The sequence below is a fragment of the Kitasatospora sp. NPDC056181 genome (assembly GCF_042266225.1).
Lineage (GTDB): Bacteria > Actinomycetota > Actinomycetes > Streptomycetales > Streptomycetaceae > Kitasatospora.
In genome coordinates this window covers 1-13,325 of record NZ_JBHJUK010000192.1, presented here as the reverse complement: position 1 = coordinate 13,325, position 13,325 = coordinate 1, and the positions used below count along the sequence as shown (strand labels likewise).

The following is a 13,325-nucleotide window of genomic DNA, read 5'->3' as shown; positions in this document are numbered from 1 at the left end:
GCGGTACGTCGGAACGCCGTCAGGGCGCACTGACGCGCGGTCGTCCACACCACCCCGCCGGCCTCGGCCGCCTCGCCGTCGCGCCGGGCCGCGACAGCGGCGGGCAGGGCCGTCAGCAGTCGGATCACCGGGCCTGCCAAGACCCCGGCGAGCGTGGCGAAGGCGCCGACGATCAGCAGCACGAGCGAGGCGGACGCCGCCGCGTTCGCCCCCGCCTCGGGCTGGGTGGCGGCGACTCCCGTGACGGCCGCGACCCCGGCGACGAGGACGGCACCGCCGACCACCCACCGGACGAGGTGCGCAGCGCGCGGCCGGCGTTCCACGGCGGCTTCGAGCAGCGCCTCGCCCGGGCAGACCCGGCCCGCGCGCCAGGACGAGACGACGACCCCGGTCATGGCAGTGGCCATGCCGATCGCGGCCGCGGTGAGCAGCGCCCACCACGGCACCGGTACGGCGAAGTCCTCGGTGACGATCGCGTGCTCGATCAGCCACCGGCGGCACAGCGGGGTGCCGATCAGCCCGAGCGCACAGCCGGCCGCCGAGGCGAGCAGGCCGACCAGCACGGCCTCGGCGTAGATCAGCCGCCGCAGTTGGCGACGGGTCGAGCCGATCAACCGCAGCAGCGCGAGCTCCCGGCGGCGCTGGGTGATGGACAGGGCGAAGGTGCCGGCGACCACGAACACCGCGACGAAGCCGGCGACGGCGGCGGCCAGACCGAGCGGGGTGTCCACGCTGTCCACCATGGCGAGCAGGGCGGCATGGTGCGGGTCCGCGGTCGCACGTTCCTTCCCGGTGAGGACCAGCGCAGGAGCCGGGCCGCCGGATCCGTCGGCCACGGCCTGCCGCACCGCCTCGACCGGGCCGTAGACGGCCAGGGCGTCGACGTCGGGCGAGAGCCGGGCGGCCTCGCCGTCCGAGAAGAACACCGCGTGCTCGTACCGCACCTCGTCGGTGACACCGGTGACGGTGACGGTGCGCTGCCCGGCCGCCGTCAGCAGCCCGAGCGTGCGGCCGACCAGGGACGCCGCGCCCCCGCCGACCACGACCTCGTCCTCCGTGCCCGGGGCCCGGCCCGCCGCCAGCCGGTACCCACCGGCCTCGGCAGCCGACCAGCCGCGCCCGACCTGGTCCTTCGGTCCGCCTGCGAGCTGCGCGTAGAAGCTGTGGTCCTCGACGACCCGGCCGGTGCGGGCGACCGCCGCGACCAGAGCCGCAGTCAGACCCGGCTGCTGCGCCACGGCGGTGTGCTGTGTCTGCCCGGAGTCGTCAGCCACGTCGATGGTGGTGTTCGGCACGACGACGACGGGGGCGGCGCAGTAGCGGCGCTCTGCCGGGTCGGCGACCGAGCCGGTGGCGGCGATCACCGGGACGGCCGTTGCCATCAGCCCGACGCCGAGGGCGAGTGCGAGGAAGGTGCCGACGAACGACGCCCACCGGACCCGCAGTGTGGAGAGGGCCACGCTCAGCACGCCAGGGCCTCCAGGCTCGTCATGCGGGCGGCGACGGCCTCGGGAGTGGGGTTGTCGAGTTCCCCGGCGAGCCGGCCGTCGGTGAGGAAGACCACGCGGTCCGCGCAGGCCGCGGCGACCGGGTCGTGGGTGACCATCACGACCGCCCGTCCGGCGTCGTCCGCCAGGCCGCGCAGCAGCGCGAGGACCTCGCGGCCGGTCCTGGTGTCGAGCGCCCCGGTCGGTTCGTCCGCGAGGACCACCGCGGGGCGGGTGACGAGCGCCCGGGCGACGGCCACCCGTTGCTGCTGGCCACCTGACAGTTCGCCGGGGCGGTGGCCGGCCCGGTCCGCGAGACCGACGGACGCGAGCGCGGACGTCACCTCCGTCCGGCTCGGCCGTCGGCCGGCCAGTTTCAGCGGCAGTGCGACGTTCTGGGCGGCCGTCAGGGAGGGCAGGAGGTTGAAGGACTGGAAGACGAATCCGACCTTCTCCCGGCGCAGGACCGTCAGCTCCTTGTCCTTCAGCTCGCCGAGCCGGGTTCCGTCGACGAGGACCTCGCCGTCGTCGATGCCCTCCAGCCCGGCCGCCGTGCGCAACAGTGTGGACTTGCCCGACCCGGACGGTCCCATGACGGCGGTGAAGGTTCCGAAGGCGAAGCCGACGTTCACCCGGTCCAGGCCGGTGACGGGCTCCGGGCCGGAGCGGTAGGTCTTGGAGACCGAGCGGAGTTCGACGGCGAGGTCAGAGTGGATCACAGGGGCAAGTAGATCTTGTGGATCAGGGCAGGAGCAACGGGGGGCCCGATCTCGCCGCGGGCCCGTGTGAGCGGCGAGTCGGGCCGGGGCCGTCTGCACGCCCCGCTGGATCTATTCGGCCCAGGCACGCTCCAACTGGGTACGGAAGGTGGCGGGCTGCCGCCCGATCAGCTCGGCCAAGGTCGAGTCGACCGTGGTGAACTCGCCAGCCCGCGCCGCGTCGAAGATGCTCACCATCAGGTCGGCGATCGGGGCCGGGGCGCCGTGCGCCAGGACCTGCTCGCGGAAGGCGTCGTCGGGGACGACGGTGCGGGTGAAGGGCCGTCCGGTGGTCTGCGACGCGATCTCGGCGACGGTGTCGAAGTCGAGCGCCGCCGGGCCGGTGAGCGGCGGGGTGGGCCCGTCGAAGCGGCCCTCGTCGAGGATGATCGCCGTGGTGGCCTCGGCGAGGTCGTCGTGGCCGGTCCAGGCGACGGGGCCGTCGGCGGGGAGGGCGATGTCGCCGGTGTGGCGGGCGGACTCCAGGAACTGCAGGGCGCTGGTCGCGTAGAAGCCGTTGCGCAGCGCGGTCCAGGGCAGGCCGGTGGCGCGGAGCAGGTCCTCGGTCGTGGCGTGGTCCCGGCAGGCCTGGAAGCGGGAGTCGTGGGCAGCGCCCATCTGGCTGGTGTACAGGATGCGGCCGACCTTGGCCTTCACGGCGGCGTCGACGGCGGCACGGTGACCGCTGACGCACTCCTCGCCGATGCGGTCGAGGGAGACGAGGAGCAGCTGCTCGGCCCCTTCGAAGGCGTGCATGAGCGAGTCGGGGTCGTCGAAGCTGCCCTGCCGGACGCGGACGCCGCGGTCGGCGAGGTCCCGGGCCTTGCGGGGGTCGCGGACGCTGACGCCGAGGCGGTCGGCGGGGACGCGCTCCAGGAGGCGCTCGACGGTGCGGCGGCCGAGCTTTCCGGTGGCTCCGGTAACGATGATCATTGGGTTCTCCCGACGATGGTTCCGGTGGAATCACTTCAACAGTAACACTGGAAATTCCGATGGAAACAGATTCCCGGTACCATCGGTTCATGGCTACACGCGACTCGACCGACAACCCGCGGCGCCGCATCGTCGAGGCAGCCGTCGAGCTGCTGGAGAACGGCGGTCCTGACGCGGTGAGCACCCGCGCGGTCGCCGCCGCGGCCGGAATGCAGCCGCCGGCGATCTACCGCCTCTTCGGAGACAAGGAGGGGCTCCTGGAGGCCGTCGCCGAGAACGGCTACGCGCAGTTCCTGGAGAGAAAGCGCGCGCAGCTCGACCCCGCCCCGCAGGACCCGGTGGAGGATCTGCGTCGCGGCTGGGACGTGGTGGTCGAGTTCGGGGTCTCCCGCCCCGAGCTGTTCGCGGTGATGAACCGGGCCACCGGCCCTGGATCGGACACGGCACACCGCTCGGGCCTGGAGATCCTCCATGGGCGGGTGCGCCGGCTGGCGGCCGGGGGGTGGCTGCGGGTCGACGAGGAGCTGGCCGCCCAGATCATCCGGGCAACTGGCCAGGGCGCAGTCACCACCTGGCACTCCACGCCCGCGGACCGCCGCAACCCGGCGCTGTTGACCGTCCTGCGTGAGTCCATGGTCGCGGCCGTCACCCGCGCCGAGCCGGCGCTTCCCGCCGCGGAGTCCGGTCCCGCCGCGGCGGCCCGCGCGCTGCGCGCCGCCCTCCCCGACGACTCCGATGTCCTGAGCGACGCGGAGCAGTGCCTGCTGCGTGAGTGGCTCACGCGCCTGGCGGCGGACGGTGGCGCTCCGCGGGCCTGATCGCGCGCCAGGCAGCCGGATATTTCACTGCCCGCCAACGCCAAGATCGACTAAGTTGCGGTGCCATGAGAGGCAGAGACCAGTCGGTGGCCATTGCTGAACTCGATGGTGCCTGGAACAGGTCGTGGCCTGAATGCCCGCCGGAGGCCCGCCGTCTGCGCCACCGGTTCCCGGAGGGCTGGGTCCGTTTCCACGCCCTCCCGGAGGGCAAGAGGTATGCGACCTCAGACGCCGAACACGCCGAGATCCTGCGTCGTCACCACGTACTTCTGGAGGATCTCCTCGGCGGCGTCACGGTCGGCGGCGGAGGGGGATTGGTGGCGATCACCTGTTCCTGGTCCGCGACCAGTTGCCCGACCTCGCGAGACTCCGCGGTCGCTGTCACCACGCCCGGGGCCGTGCACTGGCGAAGCGATGACCTGGCCACCGAGCCGGGCTTCCAGTCGTGGCAGCACCACTACGTCTCCGCGACGGACCTGCACGATCCCGCGCTGGACCAGCTCCTGCTCTGCGCGGCCGACGACATGACCGCCGGAGTCATCCTGACCGAAGCCGCCTGTGCATGGGTTGTCCACCCCTATGACGGTGGCGTGGACATCTTCACCGAGAGCAGCAAGGCGTGCGACCAACTCGCCGACAGACATGCCGAGTGGCTGCCGTCGACGCGGCAGGGAACGTGAGCTGGAACGCCGTCGGGAAGACGAGGGTGACTCGGCAGCTCCGGCCGTGCGGAGATCGCGACTGAGCTCACCGACGAGCACGCGGGGGTGGCGTCGCCACCACCGATGCCCACTTCTGGGGCGTCACCTCCACCGCCGACGGCAGCCGCTTCTACGCCACCATGTCGGCCGGCGGCCACCACTCCCTGGTCGCGGGCGACTTCACCGCCCGTAGCCTGCCGACCGTCAAGGACGACGTGGGTTGCCCGCCACTGTCCCCGACGACACCCGGCCGACCGGCAAGGGCCGTCTGTCCGACGGCGGTTGGCGGATCGCGGTGCTGCGGCCGGCCGGACCTGGCCGACCTGGCCGACCTGGCGGAGCTGCCCCTCCCCGAGACCCGCGGCGTCGACGACCGGCCGGCCTGGCTGAATGGTGCCACCGGTCGCCTACGGGCTGCCGTGCGACGGCACGGGAGCGGACGCCTGGGCGCGGACGTCCGGGCGCGGACGTCCGGGCCGTGCCCGCCGACGGCAGCGGCCGGCCCGCCGTGGCCGTGCTCGCCCGTGACGCGGGAATCCGCGGCCGTCCCCCGATGAGACGGGTCGGGTTCCCCCGGTTCGACCGTCCGACCCGGGCGCGACATCAAATGTTGACACTGCTGTGACAAGTCGTCATGCGTAAAGCCTTCCCCAAGTGCTCACTGTTCTGGCATGTTGCGTTCAAACCCCGTGTGATCCCCTCACGCACGGGCCGATCGGAGGACATGTGTCACCCCTGATATCCCGGCGGCTGGGCCGCCCGGCCGCCGCTCTCGCCGTGCTCGCGGCCATGGCGATCGCCACCCCGACGGCACTCGCGACCGCCGCCCCGGCGACCATCACCCCCACCACCCCCAGCACCCCCACCGCCCCGGTCGCGGCCGAAGCTCCCGTGGCCGAAGCCCCCGCGGCCGGCGCCCCCGCCGCCGCCCCGGGCGCCGCGGCCGCCGGCTGGGCCGCCGGGACCCGCGCCTACCTGGTGATCAGCGCGCCCGCCGACGTCGCCGCCGCCAAGGCCGCGGTCGCCGCGAAGGGCGGCACGGTCTTCGCGAGCTACGACGCGATCGGCGTCATCGTCGCCCACTCGACCACGGCCGGCTTCGCCGCCGCCCTGCGCGGCGTCGCCGGCATCCAGCAGGTCGGCGCCACCCGCACGTCCGACGTGCCGGCCGACGCGTACAGCCCGGCACTGCCCGCCAACCCGGCCCAGTCGGCCACGACGCTCACCGAGTCCAACCGCTGGGACATGACCCAGATCAAGGCCGACCAGGCCTGGGCGGTGACCACCGGTTCGCCCAGCGTCAAGGTCGGCGTGCTCGACACCGGCGTGGACGACCAGCACCAGGACCTCGCACCCAACTTCGACGCCGCCGACTCCGTCTCCTGCGCCTACGGCAAGGCCGACGCCCGCACCGGCGCCTGGCGCGACGTGGACACCCACGGCACCCACGTCGCCGGCACCATCGCGGCCGCGAAGAACGGCAAGGGCGTCATCGGCGTCGCGCCGGGCGTGAAGATCGCCTCGGTCCGGATCGCCGAGCCGACCAGCACCCTCTTCTACGCCGAGAACACGGTCTGCGGCTTCGTCTGGGCCGGTGACCACGGCTTCAAGGTGACCAACAACAGCTACTACACCGACCCGTGGCAGTTCAACTGCCCGAACGACCTCGACCAGGCGGCCATCATCGAGGGCGTCAAGCGCGCCCAGGAGTACGCCGAGGGCAAGGGCTCGCTGCAGGTCGCCGCGGCCGGCAACTCGAACTACGACCTGGCCAACAAGACGACCGACTCGGAGAGCCCCAACGACTCCACCCCGGTCACCCGGACCATCAGCAACGCCTGCCTCGACATCCCCACCGAACTTCCGGGCGTGGTGACCGTCGCTGCCACGGGCAGCGGCAGCGGCAAGGCCTCCTACTCCAACTTCGGCCGGGGCGTCATCGACGTCGCGGCGCCCGGCGGGGACGGCGCCACCGGCGTCTACTCCACCCTGCCCGGCGGCAAGTACGGAACCAAGAGCGGTACCTCGATGGCCTCCCCGCACGTCACCGGCGTGGCCGCGCTGATCGCGAGCACCGACCCGTCGCTGACCCCGGCCGACATCCGGGCCCGCCTCGCCACCCAGGCCAACGACCTGGCCTGCCCGGCCTCGGACAGCCGCTGCACCGGCACCACCGCCAACAACGCCTTCTTCGGCGAGGGCCAGGTCGACGCGCTGAAGGCCGTCGGCTCCACCCCGCCGGCCGGCAAGTACTTCGAGAACCTCACCGACGTGGCGATCACCGACAACACCACCGTGGAGAGCCCGGTCACCGTGACGGGCGTGAGCGGCAACGCCCCCGCCACCCTCAAGGTCGGCGTGGACATCAAGCACACCTACCGCGGTGACCTGGTCATCTCCCTGGTCGCCCCCGACGGCACGGTCTACCTCCTGGAGGACTTCCCGAACGGCGACAGCACCGACAACGTCGCCAAGACCTACACCGTCAACGCCGCCGCGAGCGCGGCCAACGGCACCTGGAAGCTCCGCGTCAAGGACGGCGCCGCGGGCGACGTCGGCACCATCGACGCCTGGAACCTCACCTTCTAGCCGCCGCCCGCACCACCCGCCCGCCCCTACCACGCGCCCGCACCACCCGCCCGCGCCCCGCCGCCCGTCTCCCGGGCGGCGGGGCGCACGGGTGTCGACATCCTCGGCACCGCGCCGACCCTGGGAGGCTCGGCGAAGTAGTCCAGTCGGCCGGTCGCACCAGGCCCTCACGCCCCCGATGGACCTCGGGGGGCGTTCTGAGTCGCTGTGCTCGATTCGACTGTTGACCCGGGTCAGGAGGACCGGTGGGCCGGGGAGTCCGGGTGGGGTCGCATCAGCAGCAGGTCCTCGCCCCAGGAGTCCAGCACCGCAGCGTGGCCGGCGGCCCGGGCGGCCGCCTCGACCCGGGTGAAGAGCTGCTGCTGCGGCGCCACTTCACCGTCCGCGGTGATCCGGGCGACGGTGTCCAGCAGCGCGGCGCTGTCCCAGCCGGGCAGCGGGAACCGGTCCAGCTCCCAGGCCAGGTACTTGTTGTAGGGGCGCGGTCGGCGGTCCAGGGCGAAGAGCAGGTCGAGCAGGAACCCGACACTGGCGGCCGCGTCGAGGTGGCCGGCGAGCGGGTTGCCATCGCGGTGGTTCTTGACCGAGCGGTAGAGCAAGTTGGCGTAGGCGTCCAGCAGGGCGGCGCCGGACCGGAAGGCCTCCTCGGCGCCGAGCCGTCCCATCGAGGCGACGATCCGGGTGACCTCCCCGTCTCGGCGGTCGACCAGCACCCGGGAGCGGGCGATGGCGTACCGCTCCCAGTCGGCGGGCCGGCGGAACCGTTCGAGGGTGGTGACGACCAGGTCGAGCTGCGCGGAGCGGTAGCCGTCGAGCGCGGCCAGCTCGCTCGCCGCGTCGTCGGCGAGAATGACGTAGAGGTCGTGGTCGGAGTGACGGGTGGTCATGCCGTCGTGGGCCCGGGAGCCTTTGAGGACGAGCCCGACGACGGCCGGGTCGGCCGTCGCCTCGGCGACGAACGCCGCGAAATCCAGCGTCACGCCAGCTCCTTGCGCATCAGCGTGCACATCGTCTCGTACCGCTGGAGCGAGCCGTCCTCGGCCTCCACGTCCCATGAGTCGAGCTCGCGGCCGAACGCCCGGTAGCCCAGGCGCTCGTAGAGGGCGCGAGCGCGCGGGTTGCCCTCCTCAACGCCGAGTTCGGCGCGGGTCAGGCCGCGGGCGCCGATCCGCCGCTCGGCCGAGCGGATCAGCAGCGTGCCGATCCCGCAGGACTGCAGGGCCGGGTGGACGCCGAGTTGCCAGAGCGTGCCGGCGCCGGGCCTGACCGTGTAGTCGATGCCGCCGACCGCCACCGGGAGCCCGACCGGCGTGCACACCGCCAGGTAGTCGATCTCGCCCGCCTCGGCACGGCGGATCTGGTGGACGAGCTCGCGTACGTGCTTGGGGGATCCTGCCCAGTTGCAGAACGGCAGGTCCGCTTCGGCGAGGCCGCGCACCGACAGGTGCAGCCTGATCTCGGTCATCGTCGCATCCTTTCGACCCCAACAGCAGCCGTCTGCCAATTCAGCACGCCGGTCCCCGTGCCGTCCAAGGGGTTTCGGACCGGCCCCGACGTCAGCCCGAAGGGTTTGCGCTCCCGACCGGGACCGGGGGGCGGGGCCGGGCGTCGGCGAGAGTCCGGGGCGCCCGGGGCGCCCGGGGCAGCACGGTGACGCCCGTGGGCGGGGAGCCGGCCCGATTCAACCGTCGGCTTGGGGCAGGTGGGCCGGTGGTGCGGAGTTGCTCGGGCGGTGCTGGGCGATGCTGGGCAGACAAGCCGGGGTCGGGCTCGGCGAGGACACCGAGGCCGACCAGGCGGCGGGCCACGGCGGATCCTTCCCGCGACGCACGGCGACGTGCTGGTCGCGCTCGGCCCGGCCCGGCGCAGGGTCTGGCGCACGGCGCGGATCAGGCCGGCCCTCGCGGTCCGCCTCGTTGGCTGAGCGGGACGTCCCGGCCGTCGCCGTCCACCCCGGTGGCTCGGGGGAGGGTCGGTGGGGACCTCTACGATGTGCGCCATGAACACTGGGGGGCCGCAGACGCGGCTCATTGACGGCCGCTTCGAACTGCTCGCACGCCTCGGCGGCGGGGGCATGGGCCTGGTCTGGCGTGCGCGGGACAACGCGCTGCACCGGGAGGTCGCGCTCAAGGAGGTCCGTCCGCCCGACCCGGCGATGGCCGAAGCCGACCCCGATGGCGCCCATGAGCTGCGCGAACGCGTCCTGCGGGAGGCCCGGGCGCTCGCCCGCCTCCAGCACCCCAATGTCGCGGTGATTCACCACATCATCGACACGCCCGAGCACCCGCACCCCTGGCTGGTGATGGAACTCGTCACCGGCGGCAGCCTCGCCGACCGGATCGCCCAGGGCCCGCTCACCGTCCCGGAGGCGGCCCGGATCGGCCGCGGCGTGCTCGCCGCCCTGCGGGCCGCCCACGCGGCCGGCATCCTGCACCGCGACGTCAAGCCGGGCAATGTGCTGCTCCGCCCCGACGGCACCCCGGTCCTCACCGACTTCGGCATCGCCGCCATGCAGGACGCCACCGCGCTCACCGCGACCGGGGCGCTGATCGGCTCGCCCGAGTACATCGCCCCGGAGCGGATCCGCGGTGAGGAGGGCAACCCCTCCTCCGACCTCTGGTCGCTCGGCATGATGCTGTACGTCGCGGTCGAGGGTCACCACCCGCTGCGCCGCGGCACCACGCTGGCCACCCTCGCCGCCGTCCTGGACGAGCCGCTTCCGCCGCCCGCCCGCTCGGGCCCGCTCGGGCCGGTCCTGGCGGCCGTCCTGGGCCGCGATCCCAGGCTTCGGCCCGACGCCGACCAGCTGGACCGCGCGCTCGCCGCCGCCGAGCAGAGCGGCACGCCGGCCGCTCCGGCGCCGGCCTGGGCACCGACGTTCCTCGACACGCCGCACCCCGGCGCCCCCGTGGGCGGCGTGGCGCACCCGGACCCGGCGACGTACCGGCTCGTCGCCCCCACCGGCCCGGGCTACGCCGTGCCCGGCGGCCCGTTCGACGCCCCGCCCACCGGCGCGGTCCTGCCGCAGCCCCCGGCGCCCGCCCGCAGGCGGGCCGGCCTGGCCGTGACCCTCTCGGTCGCCGCCGTGGTGCTCACCGGATCCCTCGTGTGGGCCCTGCTCCCCGACGGCACCGACGGCCACAACGCGGCCCCGGCCACCGGGGGTTCGGCCGGCCCGGCGGCTGCGCCCGCGTCCTCCGGCCCGTCCGTCCCGTCCGGCTCTGCCGGCTCGTCCGTCCCACCGACCCCGGCCGCCGTCCCGACCATCACGGCGGACCGGACCGCCACCCCGGCGGCCAAGGACCTCCTCACCCCCGACGGCGTCCGCACCGTCGTGGCCGCGCTGACCGCCCAGACGGGCGGGACCAAGGTCAAGGAACTCACCGTCTACCCCGGCTACGCCATGGCCCAGGTCCCGACAGCCGACGGGCGCAGCTACGACTGGTACGACTACCGGGACGGCAAGATCACCCGCCGCACCGGTAGCACCATGGGCAAGGACAAGCCGGTCGACCTCGCCCAGTACGACTGGAACGTCCTGCCCGACCTCCTGAAGGCGGCCGACAACCGCCTCAACGTCCCCGACCCGACCAGCCGTTACCTGATCATCGGCCCCGACAGCTCCGACGGGTCCCCGGCCATCCGGGTCTACCTCTCGGGCGACCACGGCCACTCCGGCTTCCTCTGGGCCGACCCGAAGGGCAAGATCGGCCGCACCTTCCCAGCCGAATGACCCCCTTGCCGGGCGGGGCCGCCGGTTCCAGCAGCACCGGGTTCCAAGCAGTGCCGGGTTCCAGCCGTCCGGGTTTCCGACCGTCCGGGTTCCCGGTGTCGGTGCTGACCTGCCAGGTTCATCGTGCATCATGGACGCCGCCCTCACCCAGACCGGCCCGGCCCGCCCAGGCCCAGGCCGCCTTCCCCCCGCGGAGCGCCTTCCCCATGAACACCTCCCGCCTGCTGGGCCGGGCCGCCACCGTCACGGCGGTCGTGGCCGGAACCCTCGTCCTGGCCGTGCCGGCCTTCGCCCATGTGGAGGTCGAGTCCGAGACGGCCCAGGCACTGGCGACCAACGCCACCGTCACCTTCACCGCCGAGGCCGAGTCGACCACCGCCGGCCTCGCCAAGTTCCAGGTCGTCCTGCCCGAAGGCATTGCCCCCGCCGACGTGGCCCTGGCCGACGCCCCGGCCGGCTGGACCCTCGCCGCCACGCCCGACGGCTTCACGGTCGGCGGCCCTGCGCTCGCCCCGGGCAAGGACGCCGTCTACAAGATCACCATCAAGCAGCTGCCCAACGCCGACGAGCTGGTCTTCAAGACCCTGGAGACCTACAGCGACGGCCGTATCGACCGCTGGATCGAACTGCCCAAGGCCGGCACCGAGCCCGAGCACCCCGCACCCACTCTCAAGCTCGCCGCCGCCGCGCCGGGAGCCACCCCCATCGGCACGCCGTCCGCCGCGCCCTCCGCCGCAACGTCCGCCGCGTCCGCCGCCGCCACGCCGTCCGCGTCCGCCAGCGCCTCGGCGTCGGCCGTCCCGTCGGTGCCGGGCACCCCGGGGGGCGCCCCGAGCGTGACGGCCTCGCCCGGCGTGACGGCGACCGCCTCGACCGGCGGCTCGTCGTCCGCCGCCCCCATCGCCATCGGTGCCGCCGTGGTGGTCGTGCTCGCTGCGGGCGGTGCCTGGTGGTGGCGCCGCAAGCGCACCGGCGCCGGCTGACGTCCCGCAACCGCCGTCGCAGTGCCCGGCCCTCGTGCTGCGAGGGCCGGGCACAGCGTTGCAGGTGGCAGGTGGCAGGTCGCAGGTCCCGCTCAGTCGATGTGCAGGGTGAGTTCGGCGGTGTGCAGTTGCCCCGCGGTCTGGAACTGGAGGAATACCCGCCAGTCGCCGGGCTCGGCGAGCAGGGCCCGGAAGCTCAGGGTGGGCCCGCCGTGGTCACCGTTCACCGGGTTCGCGGGGTGGAGGTGGGCCAGTGCCTGGTCGCCTTCGTGGAAGGCGCTGAGGTGGGCGTAGCTGTCGAGGTAGGGCTGGAGGTCGGTGACCGGGCGGCCGTCCTGGCTGATGGTGGCAACCAACTGGTTTGCGCCGGTCGTCGGTTGGGCGTGCAGGGTGACGGTGTAGCCGTCGACGGTGGTGCTGTCGCTCGGGGCGGGCAGGGGCACCGGGGCCTCCTTGCCGGGCACCGTCACGGTACGGCTGAGGACGAGCTCCGTGGCGTGGGCGCCGGTGTTCGGGATGAAGTCGGCGTACAGCCGCCAGGTGCCCGGAGCGAGGGCGGCGAGGCCGGCGGTCCAGGTGCCGTCGTCGGCCATGTCCGGGTGCAGGTGCTGGAAGCCGGTGAGGTCGGTGCGGATGGCGTAGAGGTGCAGCTTCCGGGTCTGGTGGACGGCGAAGTCGGTGACCGGGGAGCCGTCGGGGCCCGTGACGGTGAACTGGAAGGCCGTCGGTCGCCCGGCGGGAACACCGCAGGTCGCGAGGTTCAACCGGTAGCCGTCCTGCGTGGCGGCGAGGCCACGGGCGAGGCCCTGGGAGGTACCCGCCGGGTGGGCCGTCCCGGGCATCCCCGGCATGCTCGCCGTCGTGGCGCGCGGGGATCCTCTCCACGGGGAACCTGTTGGAGTCGACGGGACGGTCGCCGCCATCACGAGAACGAGCAGCGTGGGTACGCAGGCCGCCAGCAGCCGACCTCGGGAGAACGGACGAGGGGGAGCAGCAGTCATCGGCAGGTCTTTCCCGTAGCGGGCGCGCCGAAGCACGCGCCGGGCGGAGCCGAGGGGACCCGGCATCACTGCAACTGGAGACCTGGGACGGGGAAGCGCGATAACCGAAAGTCGGGACGGGAGCGCAACTCCCTGCGTGGCACCGACGGCGATCGGTGCCACGCAGGGCGCGTGGTGGGGCGGGCGCGGACGGTTCGACCTGCGCGGTGGGGGCTGCGGAGCGCATGGTGATGGCCCCGGGGAGGGTCGTACGGATTGCCCTGCGCGGGCTCCCGGGGCCGCGCTACAGGCCCGCCCCCCGAGCCCCCCGCTTCAGCCCGCG

The 13,325-nt window shown here is 73.7% G+C and carries 11 protein-coding genes; 5 read left to right on the top strand and 6 right to left on the bottom strand.

Translation table 11 applies throughout. The features are described 5' to 3' along the window. From ACFC1F_RS39265 to ACFC1F_RS39255, 3 genes are all read right to left on the bottom strand, one after another. A partial coding sequence (locus tag ACFC1F_RS39265; RefSeq protein ID WP_376165978.1) for an ABC transporter permease occupies positions 1–1,469 on the bottom strand: 1,469 nt, incomplete at its 3' end. Continuing rightward, entirely contained in the window at positions 1,463–2,206 is a 744-nt protein-coding gene (locus ACFC1F_RS39260; RefSeq protein ID WP_374106016.1) for an ABC transporter ATP-binding protein, read from the bottom strand. The genes ACFC1F_RS39260 and ACFC1F_RS39265, both read right to left, overlap by 7 nt. Before the next feature lie 111 nt (positions 2,207–2,317). Continuing rightward, entirely contained in the window at positions 2,318–3,178 is an 861-nt protein-coding gene (locus tag ACFC1F_RS39255; RefSeq protein ID WP_376165976.1) for an SDR family oxidoreductase, read from the bottom strand. Between the two features lie 89 nt (positions 3,179–3,267). On the opposite strand from ACFC1F_RS39255, the gene ACFC1F_RS39250 reads away from it, so the two are divergent. From ACFC1F_RS39250 to ACFC1F_RS39240, 3 genes are all read left to right on the top strand, one after another. Then, a complete protein-coding gene (locus ACFC1F_RS39250; protein ID WP_376165974.1) occupies positions 3,268–3,996 on the top strand; it encodes a TetR/AcrR family transcriptional regulator in 729 nt (242 codons plus the stop codon). Between the two features lie 86 nt (positions 3,997–4,082). Further along, complete coding sequence (locus ACFC1F_RS39245; protein ID WP_376165972.1) at positions 4,083–4,676, top strand: hypothetical protein; 594 nt, start codon at positions 4,083–4,085, stop codon at positions 4,674–4,676. 810 nt (positions 4,677–5,486) lie between these two features. Continuing rightward, on the top strand, positions 5,487–7,286 hold the full coding sequence (locus ACFC1F_RS39240) for a S8 family serine peptidase (protein ID WP_376165980.1): 1,800 nt from the start codon (positions 5,487–5,489) through the stop codon (positions 7,284–7,286). A 233-nt stretch (positions 7,287–7,519) separates the two neighbouring features. Here ACFC1F_RS39240 and ACFC1F_RS39235 read toward each other — a convergent pair whose 3' ends face one another. After that, positions 7,520–8,266 (bottom strand): hypothetical protein, encoded by a 747-nt coding sequence (locus tag ACFC1F_RS39235; protein ID WP_376165970.1) that lies wholly within the window; start codon positions 8,264–8,266, stop codon positions 7,520–7,522. Continuing rightward, positions 8,263–8,751 carry a GNAT family N-acetyltransferase gene (locus ACFC1F_RS39230; protein ID WP_376165968.1) on the bottom strand — a complete coding sequence of 163 codons (489 nt, stop codon included), beginning with the start codon at positions 8,749–8,751 and terminating at the stop codon, positions 8,263–8,265. The genes ACFC1F_RS39235 and ACFC1F_RS39230 overlap by 4 nt, the downstream gene beginning before the upstream one ends. Positions 8,752–9,285: 534 nt before the next feature. On the opposite strand from ACFC1F_RS39230, the gene ACFC1F_RS39225 reads away from it, so the two are divergent. After that, entirely contained in the window at positions 9,286–11,019 is a 1,734-nt protein-coding gene (locus ACFC1F_RS39225) for a serine/threonine-protein kinase (protein ID WP_376165966.1), read from the top strand. A gap of 206 nt (positions 11,020–11,225) precedes the next feature. Continuing rightward, positions 11,226–12,002 carry a DUF1775 domain-containing protein gene (locus tag ACFC1F_RS39220; protein ID WP_376165965.1) on the top strand — a complete coding sequence of 259 codons (777 nt, stop codon included), beginning with the start codon at positions 11,226–11,228 and terminating at the stop codon, positions 12,000–12,002. Positions 12,003–12,094: 92 nt separating this feature from the next. Here ACFC1F_RS39220 and ACFC1F_RS39215 read toward each other — a convergent pair whose 3' ends face one another. Continuing rightward, positions 12,095–12,844: a hypothetical protein gene (locus ACFC1F_RS39215; protein WP_376165963.1), complete on the bottom strand. Its 750-nt coding sequence runs from the start codon at positions 12,842–12,844 to the stop codon at positions 12,095–12,097. Positions 12,845–13,325 lie beyond the last annotated feature (481 nt).